The 25,070-nt window shown below is 62.9% G+C and carries 21 protein-coding genes; 11 read left to right on the plus strand and 10 right to left on the minus strand.

The features are described from left to right. Nucleotides 1-18: 18 nt before the first annotated feature. The 6 genes from CWR53_RS10840 to CWR53_RS10860 form a co-directional block, all read right to left on the minus strand. A complete protein-coding gene (locus tag CWR53_RS10840; protein WP_100851496.1) occupies nucleotides 19-1,134 on the minus strand; it encodes a hypothetical protein in 1,116 nt (371 codons plus the stop codon). 25 nt (nucleotides 1,135-1,159) lie between these two features. Continuing rightward, nucleotides 1,160-1,717, minus strand: coding sequence for a polysaccharide biosynthesis/export family protein (locus CWR53_RS10845; protein ID WP_058604644.1), 558 nt, complete (start codon nucleotides 1,715-1,717; stop codon nucleotides 1,160-1,162). Nucleotides 1,718-1,945: 228 nt separating this feature from the next. Next, nucleotides 1,946-2,122 carry an EPS-associated small membrane protein EppA gene (gene eppA, locus CWR53_RS22970; protein WP_167339149.1) on the minus strand — a complete coding sequence of 59 codons (177 nt, stop codon included), beginning with the start codon at nucleotides 2,120-2,122 and terminating at the stop codon, nucleotides 1,946-1,948. A 320-nt stretch (nucleotides 2,123-2,442) separates the two neighbouring features. Then, entirely contained in the window at nucleotides 2,443-3,861 is a 1,419-nt protein-coding gene (locus CWR53_RS10850) for a short-chain fatty acid transporter (RefSeq protein ID WP_100851497.1), read from the minus strand. Nucleotides 3,862-4,013: 152 nt separating this feature from the next. Continuing rightward, nucleotides 4,014-4,670 (minus strand): CoA transferase subunit B, encoded by a 657-nt coding sequence (locus CWR53_RS10855; RefSeq protein WP_058604646.1) that lies wholly within the window; start codon nucleotides 4,668-4,670, stop codon nucleotides 4,014-4,016. Nucleotides 4,671-4,703: 33 nt separating this feature from the next. Then, the gene (locus CWR53_RS10860) at nucleotides 4,704-5,402 is read right to left on the minus strand and encodes a CoA transferase subunit A (protein ID WP_058604647.1); all 699 of its coding nucleotides are present in this window, start codon (nucleotides 5,400-5,402) and stop codon (nucleotides 4,704-4,706) included. A 141-nt stretch (nucleotides 5,403-5,543) separates the two neighbouring features. On the opposite strand from CWR53_RS10860, the gene CWR53_RS10865 reads away from it, so the two are divergent. After that, complete coding sequence (locus tag CWR53_RS10865) at nucleotides 5,544-6,449, plus strand: LysR family transcriptional regulator (protein WP_058604648.1); 906 nt, start codon at nucleotides 5,544-5,546, stop codon at nucleotides 6,447-6,449. Next, on the plus strand, nucleotides 6,437-7,258 hold the full coding sequence (locus tag CWR53_RS10870; RefSeq protein ID WP_100851498.1) for an aldo/keto reductase: 822 nt from the start codon (nucleotides 6,437-6,439) through the stop codon (nucleotides 7,256-7,258). The genes CWR53_RS10865 and CWR53_RS10870 overlap by 13 nt, the downstream gene beginning before the upstream one ends. Nucleotides 7,259-7,279: 21 nt before the next feature. On the opposite strand, the gene CWR53_RS10875 is transcribed toward CWR53_RS10870, so the two are convergent. Genes CWR53_RS10875 through lexA form a run of 4 tightly spaced genes read right to left on the minus strand, consistent with a single transcriptional unit; the run spans nucleotide 7,280 to nucleotide 13,019 of the window. Beyond that, nucleotides 7,280-10,360, minus strand: a complete 3,081-nt coding sequence (locus CWR53_RS10875) for an error-prone DNA polymerase (RefSeq protein WP_100852628.1) — start codon at nucleotides 10,358-10,360, stop codon at nucleotides 7,280-7,282. Further along, nucleotides 10,360-11,775 (minus strand): DNA polymerase Y family protein, encoded by a 1,416-nt coding sequence (locus CWR53_RS10880; RefSeq protein WP_078478668.1) that lies wholly within the window; start codon nucleotides 11,773-11,775, stop codon nucleotides 10,360-10,362. The genes CWR53_RS10875 and CWR53_RS10880 overlap by 1 nt, the downstream gene beginning before the upstream one ends. Before the next feature lie 6 nt (nucleotides 11,776-11,781). Beyond that, on the minus strand, nucleotides 11,782-12,402 hold the full coding sequence (imuA, locus tag CWR53_RS10885; protein WP_100851499.1) for a translesion DNA synthesis-associated protein ImuA: 621 nt from the start codon (nucleotides 12,400-12,402) through the stop codon (nucleotides 11,782-11,784). Beyond that, entirely contained in the window at nucleotides 12,402-13,019 is a 618-nt protein-coding gene (gene lexA / locus CWR53_RS10890) for a transcriptional repressor LexA (protein ID WP_181405477.1), read from the minus strand. The genes imuA and lexA overlap by 1 nt, the downstream gene beginning before the upstream one ends. A gap of 93 nt (nucleotides 13,020-13,112) precedes the next feature. Here lexA and CWR53_RS10895 point away from each other — a divergent pair, with 93 nt between their 5' ends. The 9 genes from CWR53_RS10895 to CWR53_RS10940 all read left to right on the plus strand — a co-directional run bounded on the left by CWR53_RS10895 (nucleotide 13,113) and on the right by CWR53_RS10940 (nucleotide 24,934). Further along, the gene (locus CWR53_RS10895; RefSeq protein WP_100851500.1) at nucleotides 13,113-13,799 is read left to right on the plus strand and encodes an HAD family phosphatase; all 687 of its coding nucleotides are present in this window, start codon (nucleotides 13,113-13,115) and stop codon (nucleotides 13,797-13,799) included. Continuing rightward, entirely contained in the window at nucleotides 13,783-14,361 is a 579-nt protein-coding gene (locus CWR53_RS10900) for a hypothetical protein (RefSeq protein ID WP_100851501.1), read from the plus strand. The genes CWR53_RS10895 and CWR53_RS10900 overlap by 17 nt, the downstream gene beginning before the upstream one ends. A gap of 118 nt (nucleotides 14,362-14,479) precedes the next feature. Then, nucleotides 14,480-16,993, plus strand: coding sequence for an excinuclease ABC subunit UvrA (gene uvrA / locus CWR53_RS10905; RefSeq protein WP_100851502.1), 2,514 nt, complete (start codon nucleotides 14,480-14,482; stop codon nucleotides 16,991-16,993). A gap of 75 nt (nucleotides 16,994-17,068) precedes the next feature. Continuing rightward, entirely contained in the window at nucleotides 17,069-18,718 is a 1,650-nt protein-coding gene (locus tag CWR53_RS10910) for an MFS transporter (RefSeq protein ID WP_100851503.1), read from the plus strand. Beyond that, the gene (locus CWR53_RS10915; protein ID WP_058604657.1) at nucleotides 18,715-19,869 is read left to right on the plus strand and encodes an HlyD family secretion protein; all 1,155 of its coding nucleotides are present in this window, start codon (nucleotides 18,715-18,717) and stop codon (nucleotides 19,867-19,869) included. The genes CWR53_RS10910 and CWR53_RS10915 overlap by 4 nt, the downstream gene beginning before the upstream one ends. 1,363 nt (nucleotides 19,870-21,232) lie before the next feature. Then, complete coding sequence (locus CWR53_RS10925) at nucleotides 21,233-22,528, plus strand: MFS transporter (RefSeq protein WP_028687876.1); 1,296 nt, start codon at nucleotides 21,233-21,235, stop codon at nucleotides 22,526-22,528. Between the two features lie 98 nt (nucleotides 22,529-22,626). Continuing rightward, on the plus strand, nucleotides 22,627-22,935 hold the full coding sequence (locus tag CWR53_RS10930) for a hypothetical protein (protein ID WP_027916365.1): 309 nt from the start codon (nucleotides 22,627-22,629) through the stop codon (nucleotides 22,933-22,935). A gap of 571 nt (nucleotides 22,936-23,506) precedes the next feature. Then, the gene (locus CWR53_RS10935; protein WP_100851504.1) at nucleotides 23,507-24,616 is read left to right on the plus strand and encodes a 3-deoxy-7-phosphoheptulonate synthase; all 1,110 of its coding nucleotides are present in this window, start codon (nucleotides 23,507-23,509) and stop codon (nucleotides 24,614-24,616) included. Between the two features lie 36 nt (nucleotides 24,617-24,652). Continuing rightward, entirely contained in the window at nucleotides 24,653-24,934 is a 282-nt protein-coding gene (locus tag CWR53_RS10940) for a peptidylprolyl isomerase (RefSeq protein ID WP_058604152.1), read from the plus strand. Nucleotides 24,935-25,070: the final 136 nt, after the last annotated feature.

Raw genomic sequence — 25,070 nt, forward strand, 5'->3', positions numbered from 1 at the left:
GGGCCACCTGCAAGCGGTTCAGATGTCGGGATAGCGGTATGTCAGGGTCAAGCCAACGATCGTGGCGGTCGCATGGCCGTCAAGGTCCTGCTTGCGCTCCTTGTAGGTCAGCGCCAGGCGCACGTCCCAATAGGGAGACAATTGGCGGCTGGCCCAGAGGCTGTAGATTTGCAAGGTATTGGGTATCTGGCCCTTACTGTCCTGCCAGGCGGCGTCGGCGCCTACCCGGGTCAACGGGTCGAGGGCATAGCTCCAGACCCCACGCACCTGATCGAGCTGGGCGAAGCCGCCTTGGGCACTGGCCACGGTGCTGCGCTCGACCGTCAGGCTGGCATCGCTGCGTGCCCCGGTGTACAGCAGCGCCACGCCGCCCTCACCGCGCCGGCCCCCTTGGCTGCCCGACACGTTGTTGACGCCCAGGTGCGCATCGGCGCTCAGTGACTCGGAGAACTGGTACTTGATGCCCACCGCCGGGCTGTAGCTGTTGGAGGCCGTGGCGGTCAGGTCGTCATCGGGTTCATAACGCCGAGCACCGAAGCGGGTATAAACGTCGGCGCGCTCGCTCCAGGCATAGGTCCAGGTCAGGGTATTGGCCAGCTCGTCGTAGCCGGTGAGGCTGTTGATATCGTAACGGGCGCGGTTATAGGTCGTTTCGTTGCTCAGGGTACTGCGTTCGGTGATCGCCTGGCGCCAGTTACCCGTCAAGGTGTACAGCTTCTGCGTGCCATCGGTGGTGACTACGCCCGTATCGAGTACGGTCCCCGACAGCGTCGAGGTTTCGTTGTAGCGTGCCAGGAGCCCGAACTGCCCTCGTTCGGTGGTGCGTTGCCAGCCCAGGCTGATGTCCGGGTCTTCGCGGTCGTCGACGACGTTGGTGTCGGAGGAGCGCAGAATGTCCAGGCCCAGACCCAACCGGAGTTCATCGCGGCCGAAACTGCCGATCAGGGTGTAGTCGGGTGCGATCAGGGTGCGTGTCACCCCTTTCTCGCCCGACGACAGCAACAGCGGGTTGCTGTCGTGTTCAACCGAAGTCGGTACCACCACCGTCGACTGCCAGGTAGCGGCCTGGGTTGAGTGCGCAAGTGGCAAGACCACAATTGCCGCGGCAATGCGTGTTGTTCTTGGAAGAGGCATCAAGTCTACTTATTAAAAGGCATGATCAAGGAACGACCAGCGTGTCACCGGCCTGAAGTTGGAAATTTGTAGACATGTCGCGGCCCGTCACCAGGTCCTTGTATCGCACGGGCAAGATTCGTTGGGACGTGCCAGTGCCACGCACGACCATTATTTCGCTTTCATCGGCAAACTTGTCCAGCCCACCCGACATGCTCAACGCCTGCAGCACGGCCGTGGGGCCTGACATTTGCACAGGGCCGGGCTTTATGACCTTGCCTTGGACATACACCAAGTTGCCCGCGTTACTCTTGACCACCACGCTGACGTTCGGGTCGGGCAAGAACTTTTCAAGTTTGCTGGCCACTTGTTTTTCAACCGAGGCCACATCCAGCCCTGCAACATCTATGCGGCCCGCCAGTGGGAACGTGATGCTGCCATCGGGGAGCACGGTTGCCTCCTGCTTGAGGCTGTCCTCCTGCCAGACCGAGACCATCACCACATCGCCGGGATTAAGGCGATAGGCCGATTCCGAGGGCGCGGCAGCGCACTGACCCGACCACATTGCAACCAGGCCAACGACGGCGAACAATGAACGCACCATGAGGGTCCCTCCGGCCAAATGGCCCGACTAGAGCATTGAAGAGAACAACACACCAACTCTCGCTCCACTTCGCAGTCACCACCGCAAGCGCCACGCTCTGCCGGCCGCTAGGCGGCACGTCGAACCCTGTTGACCAGACTTCGAGAGGGTAATGGCAATATAGCAACGCTTGACGAATTCACAAGCCAACTCAAGCGGTCTTACCTGAGTGACTGTAACAGCGGTCTTTCAAATCTTTCTTCGATTGGCCACGGCGACAAAACCCACGACTGCAAATGCGAAGAACCAACCCGCGGTTGCAACAGGAATGATACTGCTCTGGTTGATATACGAATCAGCCGCGCGGGCGGCACCGCTTAGCAGCACCAACAAAAAGATCGATTTCACAATCAGAGTCGTGCGCATACGCCGTCCTTTCAACCAGGATAATCAATGAGTAAGTGGCGCGATGATGCGGGGTGTGTTGCGGTATTGACTTGAGCTTATGGGCACTCTGACATTACGTCAATGAACCGACACCATAATAAATCTCAATGGGCTTAGTCCAAATAAGTCAAAAAAACGTCGCTTGAGTTGTGCAGGTGGTGGGAATGTGGCCTGGTGAATTCAAGGGGTTGGAGCCTGTTGCTATTCGCGGGCCAAGGGTCGGCTGAGAGAAAGCACCTTGACCACAGCCTTGCACCTCACCCTAAAGCGAGACGCAGTGCTGTGGTCATCAGCAGCCGCTACGGCATGACCGGGGGCGTGTATTGCAGCGTGGTGCCCAAGGCCCACAGCAGGAGCAGCACCAGGGGGACGTGCACGAGCAGCTGCACGAAGGAAAACCCGATCAGATCGCGCGCCTTCAGGCCAAGCACACCCAGCAACGGCAACATGTAGAACGGGTTGATCAGGTTGGGCAACGCTTCGGCTGCGTTGTAGATCTGCACGGCCCAGCCGAGGTGATACTGCAGGTCGTTGGCCACCAGCATCACGTAGGGCGCCTCGATGATCCACTTGCCGCCGCCTGACGGGATGAAGAAGCCCAGTACTGCCGAATAAACACCCATCAACAGGGCATAGGTATCGTGGGTGGCAATTTGGGTGAAGAACAGCGAGATGTGATGGGCAAGCGTCTGTTCGTCGACCCCTTTGACCTGGGTGAGGATCGCGGCAATGGAGCCGTACAACGGGAACTGGATTAGCACGCCGGTGGTGGTGGGCACGGCACGGGCCACCGCGTCGAGGAAGCTGCGCGGCCGCCAGTGCAGCAGTGCGCCGAGCATGATGAACAGCAGGTTGTAAGTGTTCAGGCCGGAGATGGCCGTAATGGCGGGTTTACTCGCGAACTCCTGATACAGCCAGCCTGCGGCGAGTGCAACGAGCAACAAAATCAGCACTGGGCTGTGCTCCAGCCACTCGCCGGGGCGTGTACGCGCCGGTGCCGGCGGGGCGCTGAAGCTTGGGTCCACGCCACAGGCCTCGGCGCTGCGCGCGCTGTTGGGACCCGGCGCCGTGGCATAGGCGATGACCAGCGATACCACGACCAATGCCGCCAACATCACGCCTGACTGCCACAGGAAGATGGTTTCGGTAAATGGAATGACGCCGGTGATCGACAGGATCGAGGGCGGAAGGCTGGCCGGATTGGCCTGCAACTGAGCCGCCGAAGAGGACAGCCCCAGCGCCCAAACGGCACCCAATCCCAGGTAGGCCGCCGCACCGGCAGCCCTGTAGTCCATATTGAGGTCGGTACGACGCGCCAGCGCGCGCACCAGCAGACCACCGAAGACCAGGGACAAGCCCCAGTTGAGCAGTGACGCCAGCATCGAGATCAGGGCTACCCACGCAACGGCCGAGCGACCGTTGCGCGGAATGCGGGCCAAACGATCGATCAGCCGCGCGGCAGGCGGCGAACTGGCGACCACATAGCCGCCGATGACCACGAATGCCATTTGCATGGTGAACGGAATCAGGCTCCAGAATCCATCCCCGAAGGCCTTGGCGGTGTCCAGGGGCTTGGCGCCCATGGCCAACGCGCCCAGGCACACCAGCAGCACTGCCAAGGCGGCGAATACCCAGGAGTCAGGGAACCAGCGCTCGGCCCAGTTGGAACAGCGCAGGGCAAAGCGTGCAGAGCGGCTGTCTTGTAGTTCAGCGGCCACGGAAGCGTCCTTTTATTGATTTTATAGGGAGATGAAAGGCCGCGCATAAACGCGCGAACCCTGCGCCAACCAACCCGCCCGCCAGGTACCGTGGTGAAGGCGGCAACCTGGACGAGCGGGTTCGTCGCAGCAGGGCGACATTGCATGTGGGGTTAGAAGGTCATTTCCTTCACATCATCGGCCACGATGAGCTTGCCGGCCGTCTTGGCGACGATTTCTTCGATGCTCACACCGGGCGCGGTTTCGCGCAGGATGAATGCACCGTCCTCAATCTCAAGATAAGCCAGGTCGGTGAGCACCTTGCGGATGCAGCCCGCGCCGGTCAACGGCAGGCTGCACTGGGGCAGCAGCTTGGACTCTCCGTCCTTGGAGGCGTGGGTCATGGTGACGATGATGTTTTCCGCACCGGCCACAAGGTCCATGGCGCCCCCCATGCCCTTGACCAGCTTGCCCGGGATCATCCAGGAAGCGATGTTGCCCTGCACGTCTACTTCGAAGGCACCGAGCACGGTCAGGTCGACGTGACCGCCGCGGATCATGGCGAACGACTGCGCCGAGTCGAAGATCGATGCGCCAATGCGGGCGGTGACAGTCTGTTTGCCCGCGTTGATCATGTCAGCATCAAGGGTCGCTTCGGTGGGGAATTCCCCCATGCCCAACAGGCCGTTTTCCGACTGGAGCATCACGTCCATGTCGGCCGGCACATAATTGGCGACCAAGGTGGGAATACCGATACCCAAGTTGACGTAGTAGCCGTCCTTGAGTTCACGTGCAACGCGTTGGGCCATCTGTTCGCGGGTCAGTGCCATGGTCAGGATCTCTTTGTTGTTCTGTAGGGGCGCTCAGGCCTTGACGGTGCGTTTTTCGATGCGCTTCTCGAAGGTGCCGACGATGACGCGGTCCACGAAGATGCCTGGGGTATGGATTTCACTGGGCAGCAGCACGCCAGGCTCGACGATTTCCTCGACTTCGACCACGGTGATCTTGCCGGCTGTGGCGGCCAGAGGGTTGAAATTCTGGGCAGTGTTGCGATAGATCACGTTGCCGTAATGGTCAGCCTTCCAGCCTTTGACGATGGCAAAGTCCCCGGTGATGGCTTCTTCGAGGATGTACTTGCGACCATTGAATTCCCGCACTTCCTTACCCTCGGCGACCGGGGTGCCATAACCGGTGGCAGTGAAGAATGCAGGAATGCCCGCTCCGCCAGCGCGCATTTTTTCGGCCAGGGTGCCCTGGGGCGTGAGCTCGACCTCAAGCTCCCCGCTAAGCAGCTGGCGCTCGAATTCGGCGTTTTCCCCCACGTAGGAAGCGACCATCTTGCGAATCTGGTGGTCTTCGAGCAGCACGCCAAGACCGAAGCCATCGACGCCGCAGTTGTTGGAGACCACGGTCAGGCCCTTGACGCCGCGACGCTTGATCTCGGCGATCAGGTTTTCAGGTATGCCGCACAGGCCGAACCCCCCGGCCAATACCGTCATGCCGTCGGTCAGCCCTTCCAGGGCTTGTTCGTACGTAGCTACGCGTTTGTCCAATCCGGCCATGCTGGTTCGCCTTTTGTAGTTGTTGAGCCGACGGGGCGTCGGTAAGCGTGTGGGGGTATATTCTCCCCTGTTCACTGATTTGTTAATTTTGTTTTTATGATCGATTGATAAGCACTTCAAATCAAAGCATAGGCGATTCCCATGAATGTGAAGCAACTGCGCGCGTTCGTCGCCGTGGCCAAGTTCCAGAGTTTTGCCCAGGCCGGCGAGCACCTGCACATCTCACAGCCCGCACTGAGTCTGACCATCAAGGCGCTGGAGGAGAACCTGGGCGGTGCCCTGCTCAGCCGCACCACACGTAGCGTCAGCCTGACGGCAGAAGGCGAGGTACTGCTGCCGCTGGCCCGTCGCCTGCTGGCTGACTGGGACGACACCGAGGAAATGCTGCGCCAGCGCTTCACCCTGCAACTGGGCCGGGTGGCCATCGCGGCAATGCCCTCCTTTGCCGGCAACCTGTTACCAGGGGCCCTCAAGCTTTTCCGTCAGTGCTACCCCAAGGTCAACGTGACCGTGCACGACGTGATCAACGAACAGGTGCAGGAACTGGTCAGGCATCGGCGCGTCGAACTGGGCATCGGCTTTGAGCCAGACAATGTCGAGGGCTTGCACTTTCACCCGCTGTACCTCGACCGGTTCGTTGCAGTCGTGCCGGCTGACTCGCCCTTGGCCCGGCTTGCGCAAATCAGTTGGGCGCAGCTTCTTGCCGAGGATTTCGTGGCGCTGCAGCGTCCTTCTGCCGTGCGCCTGTTGCTTGAGCAGAACGTGGCGGTGCAGCACGGCAAACTGGCTGTGGCTTTCGAAAGCCATCAGCTTGCAACCGTTGGCCGCATGGTCGCGAGCGGTCTAGGCGTCAGCGCGGTACCGGCGCTGTGCATTACCCAGATGCAGGAGCTGGGGGCCCGCTGTATCCCCCTGGTCGAGCCTGCCGTCGAACGGCGCATTGGCGTGATAGCCCTGCGCGAGCACACATTGTCCACGGCAGCCCAGGCGCTGCTGGATGTTCTACTGAACAATACCCACCCACCGGAGGTAACATGCGTGACGTGAAATTGGCAGGCGCCAACGTGCCGAGCATCGGCCAGGGTACGTGGTACATGGGCGAAGACCCGAGCCGTCGGGCGGCCGAAGTCGCCGCCTTGCAACAAGGCATCGACCTGGGCATGCGCCTGATCGACACCGCCGAGATGTATGCCGAAGGTGGCGCGGAACAAGTGGTGGGCCAGGCCATCGCCGGGCGTCGGGACGAGGTATTTCTGGTGAGCAAGGTGTACCCGCACAACGCTAGCCAGCACGGCACGCAGGCCGCCTGCGAGCGCAGCCTCAAGCGCCTGGGTACCGACTGCATCGATCTGTACCTGCTGCACTGGCGCGGCCAGTACCCGTTGCACGAAACCGTGGACGCTTTCGAGCGGCTGCGCGAGGCTGGCAAGATCAAGCACTGGGGCGTGTCCAACTTCGACGTGGATGACCTTCGCGAATTGGACAACGCCGATTGTGCCACCAACCAGGTGCTCTACAACCCTGCGCAACGAGGGATCGAATTCGACCTGCTGCCCTGGTCGGTGCAGCATGGATTGCCCATCATGGCCTATTGCCCCCTGGCCCAGGCAGGGCGTTTGCTGCAACACCCCGTGCTCAAGCAAATCGCCAACGACCATGGTGCTACCCCGGCCCAGGTCAGCCTGGCCTGGGTCACGCGCCACAACGGCGTCATCGCCATTCCCAAAGCCGTAACGCCCGAGCATGTCAGGCTCAATGCCGAGGCAACGCGTTTGAACTTGACCGCCGATGACCTGAACGCCATCGACCAGGCATTCGAGGCCCCTACCCGCAAGCTGCGCCTGGCGATGGTGTAAGCGAGGCTGTGCTGCAGGGGGTCAGTGGAAATCCCGGCTGCGTACGTCCAGCCCCTGCAGCAGCACGCTGACATCCTCCAGGCGTCGGGCCACCAGGTGGCGCACGCCATTTTCCTGTTCCAGGCGGCCACTGACCTTCATCAGCCGGGCGCCGACCAGCGCACGCCGCTGCCGTTCGGCCAGGTCCCGCCACACCACCACGTTGACCATGCCGAACTCATCCTCGAGCGTGACGAAGGTCACACCACTGGCGGTCTGTGGCCGCTGCCTGCCTACCACCAGCCCGGCCATGGCGATGGCGTCGCCGTGTTCGACACCTTGCAGCTCGCCGGAACTGCGACACCCCAGTGCCCGCAGACGGGATCGCAGCAAGGCCAATGGATGCGGCCCCAAGGTCGTGCCCATGGCGTGATAGTCGGCTACCAAATCCTCGCCGACGGTAGGCGCCGGCAGCTCGACCGGCTGCTCGGGGGCCGCCTGCACGTCGGCGAACAAAGGCAGCTGCGCCTGTACCGCCGCCACTTCCCAGCGTGCCTGGTGCCGGTGCCTTGCCAGCGCGACCAGGGCGCCTGCATCCGCCAGACGAGCCCGGGCGCGCTCATCCAGGGCCGAGCGCAGGCACAGGTCCTCGACGTCTCGCCAAGGCTGCATGGCCCTTGCCTGTTCGAGCCGGCGCACATCGGCTTCGGCCAGGCCGCGGACCAAGCGCAAGCCCATGCGGATTGCCAGTTCACCCGCAGGCCCTGGCTCGAGCGTGCAGTCCCACTGGCTGTGACACACGTCCACCGGCCTCACCTCAATGCCCTGGCGGCGAGCCTCCTGGAGCAGTTGGTCGGGGCTGTAGAACCCCATCGGCCAGCTGTTGACCAGCGCGCAGGTGAAGATGGCCGGCTCGTGGCACTTCAACCAACTGCTGGCATAACACAGCAGTGCAAAACTGGCGGCGTGGGATTCGGGGAATCCGTAGCTGCCAAAGCCTTTGATCTGTTCGAAGATGCGTTCGGCGAACGCCAGTTCGTAGCCATTGCGCTGCATGCCGTCGAGCAATCGCTCGCGGTGCGGCTCCAGCCCGCCGTGGCGTTTCCACGCGGCCATGCTGCGGCGCAGTTGGTCGGCCTCACCGGGGCTGTAGTCCGCCGCGACCATGGCCAACTCCATCACCTGCTCCTGGAACAGCGGCACGCCAAGGGTGCGCTCGAACACCGCCTTGAGCTTGGGCGATGGGTACGTCACCGGTTCCTGCTTCAGGCGCCTGCGCAAGTAGGGATGGACCATGTCGCCCTGGATGGGACCGGGACGCACGATGGCGACCTCGATGACCAGGTCGTAGAAGGTTCTGGGCTGCAGGCGCGGCAACATGGCCATTTGCGCCCTGGATTCGATCTGGAACACGCCCATGGTCTCGGCGCGGCTGATCATGGCGTACGTGGCCGGGTCTTCGGCAGGGACGGTGGCCAGGGTCAAGTGTCGCCCACGGTGCTGCTGTACCAGCGCAAAGCAGCGACGCAGTGCACTGAGCATGCCCAGTGCCAGCACATCGACCTTGAGCAGGCCGACCATGTCCAGGTCATCCTTGTCCCACTGGATCACGGTACGCTCGGCCATGGCCGCGTTTTCCACGGGCACCAGCTGATCGAGGGGTTGTTGCGAAATAACGAAGCCACCTGGGTGTTGCGACAAGTGCCGGGGAAAACCGATCAGCTCACCGGCCAGCACCAGGATGCGCCGCAGCACCGGGCTGCCTGCATCGAACCCCGCCTCGTTCAGACGCTGCTCATCGGGGATGCGGTCGCTCCAGCGGCCGCAGCACTTGGCCAGGGCGTCCACCTGGTCGGCTGGCAGCCCCAATGCGCGAGCCACATCGCGTACCGCCCCACTGGCGTGGTAGGTGTTGACCACCGCTGTCAACGCCGCGCGGTGTCGACCATAGCGCCTGAATACATACTGGATGACTTCCTCGCGCCGATCGTGCTCGAAGTCCACATCGATATCCGGCGGCTCGTTGCGCTCGCGTGACAAAAAGCGCTCGAACAGCAAGCGATGCTTCATGGGGTCCAGCTCGGTGATCCCCAGCACGAAGCACACCACCGAGTTGGCTGCAGAGCCGCGCCCCTGGCACAGGATGTGCTGCTCACGGGCAAAGGCCACGATGTCGTGGACGGTGAGGAAATAACTCTCGTAGCCCAGCTCGCTGATCAAGGCCAGCTCTCGATCGAGGGCTTGGCGGACTTGGGTGCTCGGGCCCTGGGGCCAGCGCAGCGGCAACCCTTGTTCGCACAGCTGACGCAACCAACTGGCAGGGGTATGCCCGGCGGGCACCAGTTCTTCGGGATAGCGGTAGCGCAGCTCGGCGAGGTCGAAACGGCAATGCTCGGCTATCACCAAGGTCTGGGCCAGCAAGTCGACAGGATACAACTCGGCCAATTGGGCAGGGGTACGCAAATGACGTTCGCCGTTGGCGTACAGAAAGCGCCCTGCCTCAGCCACTTGACACCGTCGGCCAATGGCCGTCATGCAGTCTTGCAGGGCGCGCCGACCGCGCACATGCATGTGAACGTCCCCGCACGCCACCGCCTGCACACCCAAGGCCGTCGCCAATGCGCGCAGACGCGCCAGGCGCTGGTCGTCATCGACACCGCGGTGAAGATGCACGGCCAGCCATAGGCGGTGCTCGAAGACTTCCCTCAACCACTCGCCCACCGCCTGATCGGCAATATCGTCAGGCACCCATAATGCCAACAGGCCCGAGCTGTGCGCAGGCAGGTCCTCGCGAAATAGCTGGTAGTTCCCCTTGGGTGCCCGACGCCGCGCACGGGTGATCAAGGCGCAAAGGTTCTGGTAGCCCTGCAGGTCTTGCACCAGCAGCACCAGCTTAGGCCCGTCCTGCAGTTGCACTTCGCTGCCGACGATCAGCCGTACACCCTGCTCTTTCGCCGCTTGCCATGCGCGCACGATGCCAGCCAACGTGCATTCGTCGGTAATGGCCAGGGCTTGGTAGCCTTGCTCGCGAGCCCGGCGGAACAACTCATCGGCGCTTGAAGCCCCGCGCTGGAAACTGAAGTTGCTCAGGCAATGCAACTCGGCGTAGCCAACGCCGCTCATCAGAACCAGCCCTGCAGCCACAGCGGGCCGCCTTGGCCGAGGTCGCGGTAGGCCCACCCACGCAGGCCCTCACGGGTTTCGATGCGATAGTAATCACGGCGCACGTCCCCGCCGTCCCACCAACCGGACTCGATGCGCTCGGCCTGCCCCTGAACCTGGTACGCCTGCTCTTCGAGCACCGTGGGGGTTGCCAGCAGCCAGCCAGGTCGGCTTCCGGGCGCAACGCACAGGCTGGACCACTGGCCGATTTCATTGGCCTGCCATGCTTGTTCAGGACGATGGTCCGCCAAGGCACTGAGCCCCGTCACGGCCTGGTCACCCAGGCGTGCACGCAAGCGTTCGCGCAGTTGTTCCCACGGTTGGGCCTGCTGGGCACGCGGGTCGAACAACGCCTTGTGTTGAGGTACGAACGGTGGCAAATCCTCGGCCACCAGGCGCAGGTTACGCACCGGCGCCTTCAGGCGCACCGATTCCAGCCTGCCACGGGCCAGTTCCAGCAACATGGCCGGGTCGCGTTCTGCAGCCAACAATCCAACGTCGAGCTGGGTGTCAGAGCCCTGCGCGTGCTCCATGTACACCTTGAAACGCTGGACACCACAGTCGCGCCCCGCCAGGAACGCGGCCAGGTCGGTCAGCAGGCGACGTAATGGGAACAACAGCGCCTGATGCGACTCCACATCGAAGTTCAGCTCCAACCGCGCGTCGAAACGATCGGGCGGTTCGAAGAACGCAAGCCCCAGGTTGCGCATGCCCAGCAACTGATCCAGGTGCAACTGCACCTGGGGAGCAAAGCGCCTGGCCAGTGCGTCACGCGGCAGCGCCAGCACATGATTGAGCTGGCGCAATCCCATGCGGCTGAAGGCCTGGGCATCCTCCGGTCGCAGGCCGATCCGGTCGATGGGCATTTCGGCCAACGCCGCACGGGTCGAAGCGGCATCCTCCAACGCCAACCCGTCGTGAGCATTGGCCAGCATGCGCGCAGCCACCGGGTTGCTGGCCAGGACGATGCGCTGACGCAGGCCCAGCGCAGACAGTTCCTGGCGCAGGCGCGCCTGCAATACTGGCCACGGCCCGAACAACTGCAGGCTGGACCCTACCTCCAGCAACAAGGTTCGCGGGTAGTGCAAGCTGACCTGGGCACTGAAACGGTAGGCCCAGGCGGCCAGCAACTGCTGCAAAGCATCGATGCGCCTGGGGTCGACTTCAAGGCAGGTGAAGCCGTCAGCCAGGGCACGGGCTGCCGTCAGGGTTTGACCGGCGCGAAGCCCCAGGGCGGCGGCCGCTGGGTTGACCGATTGCAGGACCCGGCGCTGACTGGGACCACCCAGCAGCACCAGGGGTGCGTCACGGTCGTCGCGCTCGCGCAGCAGGCTGTCCAGCGCCAGCTGCGGAAATAGAATGCAGGCCCACAACATGATCCATCATCCCTGCCTTGAACACGCGATCGGTTGGGCCGGCGGCATGCCGCCACGGCATTTGAGCACCCGCCACTGGGGTGGGCGTACGTCGATGGCCAGGCGTAATGCCGCAGGCGACGGATTGTGCAGGGCCGCTTGCCCGCGGCAGGCGAACGCCAGGGCCTGCCCGGTTTCCGCCGCGACCTGCAAGCGGCGCAAGGCGCGGTCGTCGGCGCGTTCTGGCCAGCACACCACAGCGGCACAACTGCCCGAACGCAGGCATTGCTCGGCGGCCCACAGGGTGTCGATGGTGCCCGCGTCGACCTGGAACAGCCAGCGCAAGTCGATGCCCGCCGCCTGCCAGGCTGGGGCAAAAGGGATGAAGGGAGGTGATACCAACACCACGCGTCCGCCCTCGCCGCTCAGGCGCGCCAGCGTGGGCCAGAGCAGTTGCAGTTCGCCGCTGCCAGGGCGGGCGAGCAACAATTCGCTGAGGGCCGCTGCCGGCCAGCCGCCTTCGGGCAGGCGTTCGTCCAGGCTGGCATGCCCGGTCGGTTGCAGGCCCAGTGGACGGGCCTGGGCTTGACGGCCGCGCCACACCCGACGCTGGTCGAGCAGCCTGTCCAGATCGACGACCGCGCCCATCAGTCGCGCCGCACCAGGCCACAGAAGATGCCTTCGATGAACAGTTCCTGGCCCGGCCCTACGTCAATCGGCGCGTAAGCCGGGTTGCGCGGCAGCAGCCGATAGCCCTCGCCCAGGCGCTGGAGGCGCTTGATGGTCACCTCGCCGTCCAGCCGAGCGACCACGATCTGCCCGTCCCGCGCATCGCCCTGCTGGCGGATACCGACCAGGTCGCCGTCGAGGATGCCGTCACCTATCATCGAGTCCCCACGCACCTTGAGCAGGTAATCGGGGGTGCGGCGAAACAGGCTGGGGTCGAGCAGCAATTGCTCGTGAATGTCCAGGTCCGGCCCGATCGGCGCACCGGCCGCGACCTGCCCCAGGACCGGCAGTTCCAGCATTTCAGGCCGGCGTAACGGCCTTGCCAGGCGAATACTGCGGGCCTGATTGGGGGTGACGTCGATGTAGCCTGCCTGGCACAGCGCGGTGATGTGCTTGCGGGCCACGCTGCGTGAGGCAAAACCAAAGCGCGTGGCGATATCGGCCAGGCTAGGCGGTTGGCCTTGTTCGGTGATGCGCTCGCGAATGAAATCGAAAATGGCGCGGCGCTTAGGGGTTAGAGTGTCCATGGAGCACATTTGTACTCTTTCCGGAGCACGCTGACCAGCCCCCTTCGTCGTCGTCATTGGTTATCATCGTCTGGCCACCCCGTACCTGACTGGGAAATCCTGATGTTCAATGCTTTGCTGTTCGACCTCGATGGCACCCTCACAGACACCGATACCCTCCATTTACAGGCTTTTCGTCAGCTACTGCATGATTACGATGGCCGCGAATTGAGCCAGGACCAGTTCGATGCCCAAATCAGTGGCCGGGCCAATGGCGAACTGTTCGCCGAGTTGTTCGAAGGCGCCAGTGCCTCGCAGTGCCAGGCACTGGCCGAGCGCAAGGAAGCGCTTTTCCGTGAAATGTCGCCAAAGCTCGAGCCGCTGCCTGGGCTGATTCGTCTGCTCGATCACGCCAGTACCCACGGCGTAGGCATGTGCGTGGTAACCAACGCCCCACGGCTCAATGCCGAACACATGCTCGCAGGCCTGAAGTTGAGCGACAGGTTCGACCACGTGGTGATTGCCGATGAACTGGCCAAGCCCAAACCCGACCCGCTTCCCTACCTGACCGGCCTGCAGCGGCTGCAGGCCCATGCCGACCACGCGTTGGCGTTCGAAGACTCGCTGCCGGGCGTTCGGGCAGCCAGCGCTGCCGGGATCTTCACAGTCGGCCTTGCCACCACCCAGACGCCACAACGTTTGATCGAGGCAGGTGCGCGCCTGGTCATCGATAACTTCGAAGATGCGCGCCTATGGGCGTTATTGGGCACGGACAGGGCGCCGGCGGGAAGCGATGAAACAGCAGGCTGAACTTCACCTGCGCAGCCCGCTTCTGTTTCGCTGCGTAGCGCTGGGGCTGGGACTGGGCATGGTCGCAGTGTGCAGCCTGGCGATGTATGCCATCTGGGTGGATGTGCTGCCGGTCTTTGGCCGCCTGTACCGCAACGCCCCGGTAGTCGAGACTTCGTTCAAGGCGTTCTTCATGATCGGTGTGATTCCGTTGACGCCCATCGTGGTCCTCGCCGCCATGATCGGCGTATGTACCGGCCGTAAGTTCGACCCGCCGCGGGGGTCCAGGCTTGACCGTTTCCAGCTCCGCTCCTTCCAGGTCACGCTCATGGCGATATGCATCGCGGCCCCGGTGATGATTGCAGCGAGCACGGCAACGCTCATGATCAAGGACTATCGGCCGTGCGCCCAATTGCGTCTATCCGGATCGAGCGGCCACATGTTCTGGGTCAACGATGACCGGGTGTGTTTCACCCCGGATGCTTACATCAATGATCATTGGCCCTGCAAAACGGTGGGCGACCGACAGGTGTGCGTCCAGGTCGATGGCCACGCTCCGCTCAGCTCGCAGGCTGCCCGGTAGAACCTCCTGGCCGCTTGAAGCGTCCTACAGCGTGCGATCCCCATTCGACCGCAGGCCACACACGTGATCGATTGCCTGCTATGTCTTCCCGACCCAACTGCCAAGCAAGGACAGCCACATGCCAAGCGACACACCCGCCTTCAGCGGTTTCATTCGTGTACGGGGTGCGCGCGAGCACAACCTGAAGAATGTCGATGTCGATGTACCCCGCGACGCATTGGTTGTGTTTACCGGCGTGTCGGGTTCCGGCAAGTCGTCCTTGGCTTTCTCAACACTGTATGCCGAGGCCCAGCGCCGCTATTTCGAATCGGTGGCGCCTTACGCTCGGCGCCTGATCGATCAAGTGGGTGTGCCCGACGTGGACGCCATCGAAGGCTTGCCGCCAGCGGTGGCACTGCAGCAACAGCGTGGCAGCCCGAGTGCGCGGTCTTCGGTGGGCAGTGTCACCACGCTATCGAGCTCCATCCGCATGCTGTACTCGCGCGCAGGCCAGTACCCTGCCAACCAGCCGATGCTGTATGCCGAGGATTTCTCGGCCAACACGCCTCAAGGCGCCTGCCCCGCGTGCCATGGGCTCGGCCGGGTCTACGAGGTCACCGAGGCGACCATGGTCCCCGACCCCTCGCTGAGCATCCGGGAACGGGCAGTGGCTGCCTGGCCCATGGCCTGGCAAGGGCAGAACCTGCGGGACATTCTGGTCACCCTGGGCTATGACGTGGATGTACCCTGGCGCGATCTGCCCCAGAAGCAGCGTGACTGGATTCTCTACACCGAAGAAACACCCACCGTGCCGGTCTACGCGGGCCTTACGCCTGCCCAGGCACGCGCTGCCCTCAAGCGCAAGGCAGAGCCCAGCTACCAAGGCACGTTCACCGGCGCCCGGCGCTATGTGCTGCATACCTTCATGCACTCGCAAAGCGCGCAGATGCGCAAGCGCGTGTCCCGCTACATGCGCCCAAGTCCTTGCCCCACGTGTCAGGGCAAACGGCTCAAGCCCGAGGCATTGAGTGTCACCTTTGCAGGGTTGGACATCGCAGCGCTGTCGCAACTGCCCCTGCAGGCCCTGGCCGAGGTACTGCGCAAGGTGGCGGCAGCCGAGTACCTGACCCAGGACGATGACCTGACCGTTGAAAAACGCCTGGCCGCGCAACGCATCGCCAGTGAGCTGCTGGTGCGCATCGACACGCTGCTCGAGCTCGGCCTGGGTTACCTGGCGCTCGAGCGCAGTACTCCTACCCTGTCCTCGGGCGAGCTGCAACGCCTGCGCCTGGCCACGCAGCTCAATTCGCAGCTCTTTGGCGTGGTCTATGTGGTTGACGAGCCTTCCGCCGGCCTGCACCCCGCTGACAGTGAAGCCTTGTTCGAAGCCCTGCAGCGCCTCAAGCAGGCAGGCAATTCGGTGTACGTGGTCGAACACGACCTGGACACCATGCGCCGTGCGGACTGGCTGGTGGACGTGGGGCCGGCCGCCGGGGAGCACGGGGGTAAGGTTCTCTACAGCGGCCCGCCGGCTGGCCTGGCCCAGGTCGAGCAATCGTGTACGGCCCGCTATCTGTTCCAGGTACTGGACAAGACACCGCGCCCATTACGCGAGCCCCAGGCCTGGCTACACCTGGAAGGCATAACCCGTAACAACCTCGACAACCTCAGCGCAGCGTTCCCGCTGGGCTGCTTCACGGCGGTGACCGGCATCTCGGGCTCCGGCAAATCGAGCCTAGTCAGCCTGGCCCTGCTGGAATTGGTGGGCGCACATTTGGGCCACGTCGAGGCTTCACAGGATGCCCAGGAGCCTGACCTGGAAGACGCGCCAGAGCAGGTGAGCACGGGCCGCGTCAGCGCAGGCCTTGAGCACATCAAGCGGCTGGTGCAGGTAGACCAGAAACCAATCGGCCGCACGCCTCGCTCCAACTTGGCCACCTACACCGGTCTGTTCGATCATGTGCGCAAATTGTTCGCCAGTACCGAACAGGCCAAGGCCCAGGGTTTCGATGCCGGGCGTTTCTCCTTCAACGTTGCCAAGGGCCGATGCCCTACGTGCGAAGGCGAAGGGTTTGTCAGTGTCGAGTTGCTGTTCATGCCAAGCGTGTTCGCGCCTTGCCCGACCTGCCACGGGGCCCGCTACAATCCAGAGACCCTCGCGGTTGTCTGGCGTGGCATGAATATCGCCGAGGTGCTGCACCTGACCGTGGAACAGGCGCTGGGCGTGTTTGAGGATCAGCCACCGGCGCGGCGTGCGCTTCAGGTGCTGCAAGACATAGGCTTGGGCTATCTGCGCCTGGGCCAGCCGGCAACGGAGTTGTCAGGGGGCGAAGCGCAACGGATCAAGCTGGCCACCGAGCTGCAACGCCAGGCGCGCGGCGCCACCTTGTATGTGCTCGATGAGCCCACCAACGGCCTGCATCCACAAGATGTCGACCGCTTGCTGGTGCAGCTCAACCGCCTGGTGGACAACGGCCATAGCGTGGTGGTGGTCGAACACGACATGCGCGTGGTCGCCCAGTGCGATTGGGTGATCGACATCGGCCCTGGTGCGGGCGATGCCGGCGGCAAGGTGGTCGCCAGCGGCACGCCCGAACAGGTAGCCACGACTGAGCACGGCCGTACAGCACCCTTCCTGGCACGGGCCTTGTAGCGGCGCTGGATGACATCGACGCGAGCGCATGCGGCCAAGCAACGGCCGCTTTCAACACCTTAGATAGGCTGGTTCATGGACAAGTACGCACCCCGCCAGTGGTTACCCCACGAGAAACCGACCCTGCCAGGTTCGCCGTCCACGCCCCTGCACAGCCCAGCCAAGCGCCTGGCCTATGGCCTGGTCGGTTTGCTGGTCGCCATCACCGGCGGGCTGGGCAACGCGCTGGTGACCGCAAACCTTGTGTTTCTGCAAGGTGCACTGGGCGCGACCACGGCGGAAATGGCCTGGCTGCCAGCGGCCTATGTGATGACCAACGTGTCCATGAACCTGTTGCTGGTCAAGTTTCGCCAGCAATTTGGCTTGCGTGCCTTCACCGAAGTGTTCCTGGTGCTCTATGCCCTGGTGACCTTCGCCCACCTGCTGGTCAACGACCTCAACTCGGCCATTGCCGTGCGGGCCGCCCACGGCATGGTGGGCGCCGCGCTGACCTCGCTCGGCCTGTACTACATGATCCAGGCCTTTCCTGCGCAGTGGCGGCTCAAGGCCATGGTCCTGGGCCTTGGTGCTTCCCAGCTGGCCTTGCCGCTGGCACGGATATTTTCAGAAGACCTGCTACTGATCGCCGAATGGCGGGGGCTTTACTTGTTCGAACTCGGGCTGGCGCTGACAGCCCTGGGCTGCGTACTTCTGCTCAAACTGCCACCTGGTGACCGCTTCAAGACCTTCGAGCCCTTGGATTTTCTTACCTTCGCCCTGATGGCCAGCGGCACGGCGCTGCTTTGCGCTGCCTTGTCGCTTGGTCGCATCGACTGGTGGCTGGATGCGCCATGGATCGGCATGGCGCTGGCAGGCTCGATCGTCCTGATCCTCAGTGGACTGGCGATCGAGCACAACCGCGAGAACCCCTTGCTGATGACGCGGTGGCTGGGCAGCGGCGCAATCATCCGCCTGGGGCTGTGCGTGATCCTCATCCGTATGGTCACCTCCGAGCAATCCACCGGCGCAGTCGGCTTTCTGCAGATGCTCAACATGTCCAGCGAACAGATGCGTTCGCTGTACTGGATCATGCTGCTCGGCGCGGTCGCCGGGCTGGCGACCAGCGCCCTGACCATCAACCCCAACCACCTGATCCTACCGTTGCTGATCTCCCTGCTGGCCATGGCGATAGGGGCCTTCATGGACAGCAGGTCGAGCAACCTGACCCGCCCTGCGCAGATGTACTTGAGCCAGTTTCTATTGGCGTTCGGCAGTACGTTCTTCCTGGGCCCCTCCATGGCCCTGGGCATCGGCCATGTGCGGGCCAATCCGCAGAACCTGGTGAGCTTCTCGGTGCTGTTCGGCATCTGCAACAACCTCGGTGGCCTGATCGGCGCAGCGCTGCTGGGCACGTTCCAGATCTGGCGGGAAAAATTTCACTCAAGTCACCTCATGGACCACTTGGGCAGCGTGGAACCGCTGGTCACCGCCCGGGTTCAAAGTGGTGGTGCAAGCGTCGGGCGCCTGATCGCCGACCCTGCCCTGCGTACTGAAGTGGGCATGCGCCAACTGGCCAGCGCGGCCACCCGAGAAGCCAATGTGCTGGCCTACAACGATGTCTTCATGCTCATTGGCGCTATCGCTATTCTCACCATGATCTGGATCTGCATACGCGGCACCTGGCTCTGGTACAGCAAACGTCAGGCCCGCCTGACCGACCCATCCCTTGGCGCACCGACACGATGACCGAAGAATCCCGCACCACCACCACGACCGCCATCGCCGAAGCGCCGGAAGGCACCCCGCCACCCAGCGAGCCGACCTCACCTGGACGCACCCGCAAGGTGCGCATACTGTCTGCCATTACATTCGGTTGTGTCGCTCTGGTCGGCGTGCTGGTGGTGCTTTATGCGTGGCGGCTGCCACCTTTCAGCAGCGCCATCGAAAGTACCGAAAACGCCATGGTGCGCGGGCAGGTCACGATCATCGGTCCGCAATTGAGTGGTTATATCGTCGAGGTGCCCGTGCAGGACTTCCAGCACGTCAAGGCAGGCCAGTTGCTGGTCAAGCTCGATGACCGCATCTACACCCAGCGCCTGGCCCAGGCCATCGCCCAGCAGCAGCAACAAGAGGCGGCACTGGCCAACAATGCCCAGCAGCGCAAGAGCGCCGAAGCGACCATCGCCCAGCGCCAGGCTGCCATCAATGACGCCGCCGCGCAGTTGACCAAAGCCAAGGCCGATCTGTCGCGTAACCAGGCGCTGGTGAGCGATGGGTCAGTATCACGACGCGAACTGGATGTTACCCGCGCCAGCGAAGCGGCAGCGGCGGCGAGCCTTGCGCAGGCCAAGGCCGCGCTTGAGATCGCTCGGCAGGATCGTGAGTCGGTGATCGTCAACCGCGCGGCGCTGCTGGCTGCGGTCGAGAACGCCAAGGCAGCCGTGGCCCTGGCCCGTATCGACTTGGACAACACCCGCGTCACTGCGCCCAGGGACGGGCAGCTGGGGCAGATCGGCACGCGCCTGGGCGCCTATGTCAACTCAGGTGCCCAGCTGATGGCGCTGGTGCCCGATACCTTATGGATCATCGCCAATATGAAAGAAACGCAGATGGCCGACGTGCGCATCGGTCAGCCGGCCAGTTTCACGGTGGATGCCTTGAACCATTTGAAGCTGTACGGGCACATCGAACAGATCTCCCCTGCTACGGGTTCGGAGTTTGCGTTGCTTCAGGCGGACAACGCGACCGGCAACTTCGTCAAGATCGCCCAGCGGATACCGGTGCGCATCACGGTGGATGCGGGGCAGCCAGAAGCTGCGCGGCTGCGGCCGGGTATGTCGGTGGTGGTCAGCATCGATACGGGGGAGCAGCGGTCCTGTGTTGGATCTGGGTGCTAGCGGATTGATCAGTGGTGTGCCCTTTGGGCGGGTCACGTTTTAGCGAGAATGGACTTTGGGTATTACCCTACACTCTATAGATCAGTCTCGTTCATCAGGGTGTGACTGCGTTCTAATACTGAAGCGACCCACTACTTCGTGTAGGAGCGGCCTTGTGCCGCGATGGCCGCGCAGCGGCCCCAGTATTTGAATTGCAAGATATGAACTCGGGCCGCTGCGCGGCCATCGCGGCACAAGGCCGCTCCTACAAGGTATACATATAGCGGCAAGTTTAGACGTTATCATTCCCGCTACAGACGTTGTTGATCTTGATCTTGATCTTGATCTTGATCTTCGCGACTTCAGAAGGCCGAACGCAGGTCTTGCGGAGGGAGGTGACAGGCATGGATGCCTGTCAAGCGCTGGGCCCCAGGATGGGGCCTGCAGCGCGGTCCTCCCGGGAGCAAGCCCGGAGCGAGGGAACCCCGGAGCGTAGCGTAGGGGCCGGATGATAGGAGCAGGCGGTTTTTGCTCACTTTTTGACAAGACAAAAAGTGAGCCGCCGTAAGGGCGGAAAGGTGACTGTGCGCCACCCGCGCCAATGAATACCAACTTGCTGTGCGCGCCCACGCTTTCAAGTTTCAAGTTTCAAGTTTCAAGTTTCAAGTTTGATTGCGTTGGCGTGGGTATTGAAAAAGAGCACATTCCATTTGCGATGGCGACGCTTAGTCACCTTTTCGCCATTACGGCGAGTCACTTTTTGTCAAACGCGACAAAAAGTAACCAAAAAACGCTGCGCTCCATTCATACGGCCCCTACGCTGCGCTTCGGGGTTCCCTCACTCCGGTCTTGCTCCCGGGAGGACCGCGCTGTAGGCCCCATCCTGGGGCCCAGCGCTTGACAGGCATCCATGCCTGTCACCTCCCTCCGCAAGCCCTGCGCTCGGCCTCCTGAAGTCGCGATCTGCGGCGCCTGGACTACCGCGCGCTTAGAAGCAAAAGCCAAAGCAACAGCAAGAGCAAGAGCGGGAGCGGGAGCGGGAGCGGGAGGTTTGCCTGGGAAAGACATTGGCATGTCTTTCCGAGACTGCGGCATCGCGCCGCAGGCAGTCAACCCTTGGCAAAACCCTGCAAGCCCGTAGAATCGCGCTTCCTTTTCGCCCGTCGCCTTGAACGGTGGCAACCGGCAACCAAGACCGAGTCCGCGCCTGACCCCATGAACGCTCATGTGAAATAGGCTCAACCCTCCCCGCCCGGCCGTCTTCTCGCATGGCCAAGCGGTTGAGTCTTGCCCAGGTCGCATCCGTGCAGCCTCTACCCTATCCGGGTCGATCGGCGTGCGCGCTCGAAAAGGCCAACCTTCGCATATCCAACTTGAGGTACCTATGTCTGCGCGTTTGCTGGCCATGGCGCTGGCGCCGCTGCTCGGGCTGTTCATCATTGCCCTGGGCAACGGCTTCATGTCTTCTCTGACCACCCTGCGACTCGGCGAGGCTGGCGAGTCTGCCACCACCATCGGCATCGTCTCGTCCACCTACTTCATCGGCCTGACCCTGGGCGCCATCTTCAATGATCGGCTCATCCTGCGCATCGGCCATATTCGCGCCTACACCAGCTTTGCATCGCTGATCGGCGTCACCATCCTGCTGCAAGGCCTGTTCTATGACGTGACCTGGTGGTCGGTGCTGCGCCTGATCAATGGCTGGGCGGCCGTGGGTGTGTTTCTGGTGATCGAAAGCTGGTTGCTGCTGGCCGGGGACGCCAAGATCCGCGGTCGCCTGCTGGCCTTGTACATGATCGCTTTCTATGGCGCCGGGGTGCTGGCCCAGGCAGGGCTTGGCGAGATTACCCGCCTGGGCGAGACCGCGCCCTTCATGCTGGCGGGTGTGCTCACCGCGCTGTCGGTGTTGCCGATCGTGATCCTGCCACGGGTCTCGCCACTGCTGGACCAGGTCGAGCCGCTCAAGCCGCGGCAGCTGCTGGGCGTGGCACCCTCGGGGCTGGTGGGATGTTTTGGTTCCGGCGTGGCCATAGCCGGGATCTACACGTTGCTGCCGCTGTACCTCCAACGTATCGGGCTGGACGTCGGCGAAGTGGGCAATATGATGGCCTGGGTTATCCTCGGGGCCATGCTGCTGCAATACCCCGTGGGGCGTTGGTCGGACCGCAAGGACCGTCAGGACGTGCTGATTGCCCTGGCTGCGGTGTGCGCTGCGCTGGCGCTGGTCACCGTATTCCTGCCCTCGGATGCGTTCCTGCTACCGGCGATGCTGTTTCTGCTAGGCGGCGGGGTGTTCACCCTGTACCCGGTGGCGGTCAGCCATGCGGCCGACCGTGCCCCATCCGATGCCCTGGTGCCCATGATCCAAGGGCTGCTGCTGATCAACTCGCTGGGCTCGGCGATGGCGCCGATGGCGATTTCGCCCGTCATGACCGAGTTTGGCGAAGCCGGGCTTTTCTGGGCCTTTGCGGTGGTCAACCTGTTGATGGTGGGCTTTTTCCTGTGGCGGCGCGGCAAGCGTCCGGCCGCGGAACACCCTGCCCCGTTCACCGCCTCCACCACCTTCTCGCCTACCGGCGCTGAACTGCGGGTTACCGAGGACCTGATGCATGCTGCGCAGGAGCATCCTCCGATGGAAACGGCCGAACCCAAGCCATCGCATCATGGCGAGGCCTGTTGAGGTAAGCGTACCGTTAACGACCATCCGTCGCCCTCAGGGCACCTCCTGTGCAGGTCTTTGCCAAAGCAATGACAGATTCCATGCACAGGAGCTTCGCCATGATTCGCATCCGTAGCCTTTCGCTGTCCGTTGCTTTCGCCTTGGCCACCCTGGCCGGTACCAGTCAGGCCGCTACTGACACTACCAACACCGATATGCACCCGAAAACCGACCAGATGGGCGGCAAGACTGCAGGTGAAGGCAGCAGCGTGAATACCCCAGGCAGCAGCCGTGACAATGACAGCAGCAACGCCGGCGCAGCAGGTGCCCATGACGGTGCGGCAGGCGGCTCCAACAGCACCGGCGAAGCCACAGGCTCCGGCGCAGGTGCCACCGGTGGACAAGCTGAAGATCAAGACAGTCACTAAGATCACGGTCTCGTGACCCTCTAACGTAATCATCCCATCGATTACGTTCATAGCATTTTTCCATTGAATGGCCCGCGCAATGTGAAGTAAGCTCGGGCTCATTCACTGGAGAGCAACATGCAAGCAACCATCCACACACTCGTCCCTGCCACTGGTCGCGCTTCGCGCCCAGTATCGGCCGTGACCGTGTGCGTAAATGCACCTGCCTCCTATTACTTCGGGTATTGGTTTAGCCACTAGGCGCCGATACCCACACGGCGTCCACCTTCGAGGGGCCGCCGAACATGAGAATACTCAAACCCCCGGTCGGCCTCCCGACCGGGGGTTTTGTTTTTTCAGGCCTACACCCAAACGATTCAGAGGACAAATTCATGAAATACGACACCTATTACGTAGCTGGCACCTTCACCTGGCGATTTAGCCACGTCCGCTCGGGCCAGCCTGCCGCCTCCGATCGGTTCTGCACAGGTGGCACTGCTTCAGCCAATAGCCAATCACCGATCTGTCGAACACCTCGATAGGGCCGACCGCGCAGGCTATAGCGCCTGCCGTCCGCCCAAGGAAAACCCTCATGCAAGCATCCAGCCTCGCCCTGCCTCTAGCCCAACCTCAAGCTGCCAATACCGCTGTCAGCCGCCGTCTTCCCAGTCCGCACCTGCTCAAACAGCAGATGCCGCTCTCTGTCTCGCTCGCTCATCAAGTCCAGGCGCACCGCCAAGCCATTTGCGACATTCTCGAAGGACGCGACCACCGCCTGCTGGTGATCGTAGGGCCGTGCTCGCTGCATGATCCGCGCTCGGCGCTGGAATACGCCGATCGCCTGGCCGCGTTGAGCCGCCAGGTCGATGATCGCCTGCTGCTGGTGATGCGTGCCTACGTGGAAAAGCCGCGCACGACAGTGGGCTGGAAGGGCCTGGCCTACGATCCTCACCTCGATGGCAGCGACGACATGCACGCAGGCCTGGCCCTGTCGCGGGGGCTGATGCTGGGCATGATCGAACGGGGCCTGCCGGTCGCGACTGAATTGCTGCAACCCATGGCTGCTGGCTACTTCGACGATGTGCTGGCCTGGGCTGCCATCGGCGCCCGTACTACCGAATCACAGATTCATCGGGAAATGGTCAGCGGGCTGGCGCTGCCGGTGGGCTTCAAGAACGGCACCGATGGCGGCGTGGCCATCGCGACAGACGCCATGCGCAGCGCTGCCCATGCCCATCGGCATTTCGGCATGGATGCCCAGGGCTACCCTGCGATCGTCGAAACCCTGGGCAATGCGCACACTCACCTGGTGCTGCGCGGTGGCCATCAGGGCCCGAACTACGACGCCCACAGCGTCGCCTTGGCCCGCCAGGGGCTAGCCAAAGCGGGCCTGCCTGCGCGCATCATGGTCGATTGCAGCCATGCCAACAGTGGCAAGGACCCGGCCCGGCAACCGGCTGTGTTCAACGAGGTGTTGCAACAGCGGTTGAATGGCGACGCCTCGATCGTGGGCATGATGATCGAAGGGCACCTGTTCGAGGGTTGTCAGGCGCTCGGCAAAGGGGCGCTGAAATACGGCGTGTCCATCACCGATGGCTGCCTTGGCTGGAGCACCACCGAAACGCTGTTGCACAACGCGGCACGACGTCTGGGTGAGCGGCAGGCCGAACCCTGCGAGACACAACCGGTTGAAGTGCGTTAGGCTTTGCCTCTTTACCCTCCCAAGGAGCAGTACCCCATGGCACGTGCAACCGCCCGTCACATCCTGGTCAACAGCGAAGATAAGTGCAACGAACTCAAGGCCCAGATCGAAGCGGGTGCTGACTTCGGTGAAATCGCCAAGGCCAATTCCACCTGCCCGTCCAGCCGCCAGGGTGGTGACCTGGGCTCGTTCGGTCCAGGCCAGATGGTCAAGGAATTCGATACTGTCGTCTTCAGCGCCCCGGTCAACACCGTACAGGGTCCGGTCAAGACCCAGTTCGGCTACCACCTGCTGGAAGTGACCAGCCGCCAGGACTAAGTCCTGCGAAGCAAGCCCGGTAGGAGGGAGTGGCTCGAAGCCGCTGCATTGGCGCCATGCGAAGGTCCCCACGGAACCTTTGATCAGCCGCTCCGCTCCTACGCTCAGCCCATCCCGGGCGATGCCCATTGGCTTT

The sequence above is a fragment of the Pseudomonas sp. SGAir0191 genome, from assembly GCF_002812565.2.
GTDB classification, from domain to species: domain Bacteria; phylum Pseudomonadota; class Gammaproteobacteria; order Pseudomonadales; family Pseudomonadaceae; genus Aquipseudomonas; species Aquipseudomonas parafulva_B.

Coding starts and splice junctions, on each gene's coding strand:
- CWR53_RS10840 (WP_100851496.1), bottom strand. CDS start 1,134: ATGCCTCTTCCAAGAACAACACGCATTGCCGCGGCAATTGTGGTCTTG.
- CWR53_RS10845 (WP_058604644.1), bottom strand. CDS start 1,717: ATGGTGCGTTCATTGTTCGCCGTCGTTGGCCTGGTTGCAATGTGGTCG.
- eppA (WP_167339149.1), bottom strand. CDS start 2,122: ATGCGCACGACTCTGATTGTGAAATCGATCTTTTTGTTGGTGCTGCTA.
- CWR53_RS10855 (WP_058604646.1), bottom strand. CDS start 4,670: ATGGCACTGACCCGCGAACAGATGGCCCAACGCGTTGCACGTGAACTC.
- CWR53_RS10860 (WP_058604647.1), bottom strand. CDS start 5,402: ATGGCCGGATTGGACAAACGCGTAGCTACGTACGAACAAGCCCTGGAA.
- CWR53_RS10865 (WP_058604648.1), top strand. CDS start 5,544: ATGAATGTGAAGCAACTGCGCGCGTTCGTCGCCGTGGCCAAGTTCCAG.
- CWR53_RS10870 (WP_100851498.1), top strand. CDS start 6,437: ATGCGTGACGTGAAATTGGCAGGCGCCAACGTGCCGAGCATCGGCCAG.
- CWR53_RS10875 (WP_100852628.1), bottom strand. CDS start 10,360: ATGAGCGGCGTTGGCTACGCCGAGTTGCATTGCCTGAGCAACTTCAGT.
- CWR53_RS10880 (WP_078478668.1), bottom strand. CDS start 11,775: ATGTTGTGGGCCTGCATTCTATTTCCGCAGCTGGCGCTGGACAGCCTG.
- imuA (WP_100851499.1), bottom strand. CDS start 12,402: ATGGGCGCGGTCGTCGATCTGGACAGGCTGCTCGACCAGCGTCGGGTG.
- lexA (WP_181405477.1), bottom strand. CDS start 13,019: ATGTGCTCCATGGACACTCTAACCCCTAAGCGCCGCGCCATTTTCGAT.
- CWR53_RS10895 (WP_100851500.1), top strand. CDS start 13,113: ATGTTCAATGCTTTGCTGTTCGACCTCGATGGCACCCTCACAGACACC.
- CWR53_RS10900 (WP_100851501.1), top strand. CDS start 13,783: ATGAAACAGCAGGCTGAACTTCACCTGCGCAGCCCGCTTCTGTTTCGC.
- uvrA (WP_100851502.1), top strand. CDS start 14,480: ATGCCAAGCGACACACCCGCCTTCAGCGGTTTCATTCGTGTACGGGGT.
- CWR53_RS10910 (WP_100851503.1), top strand. CDS start 17,069: ATGGACAAGTACGCACCCCGCCAGTGGTTACCCCACGAGAAACCGACC.
- CWR53_RS10915 (WP_058604657.1), top strand. CDS start 18,715: ATGACCGAAGAATCCCGCACCACCACCACGACCGCCATCGCCGAAGCG.
- CWR53_RS10925 (WP_028687876.1), top strand. CDS start 21,233: ATGTCTGCGCGTTTGCTGGCCATGGCGCTGGCGCCGCTGCTCGGGCTG.
- CWR53_RS10930 (WP_027916365.1), top strand. CDS start 22,627: ATGATTCGCATCCGTAGCCTTTCGCTGTCCGTTGCTTTCGCCTTGGCC.
- CWR53_RS10935 (WP_100851504.1), top strand. CDS start 23,507: ATGCAAGCATCCAGCCTCGCCCTGCCTCTAGCCCAACCTCAAGCTGCC.
- CWR53_RS10940 (WP_058604152.1), top strand. CDS start 24,653: ATGGCACGTGCAACCGCCCGTCACATCCTGGTCAACAGCGAAGATAAG.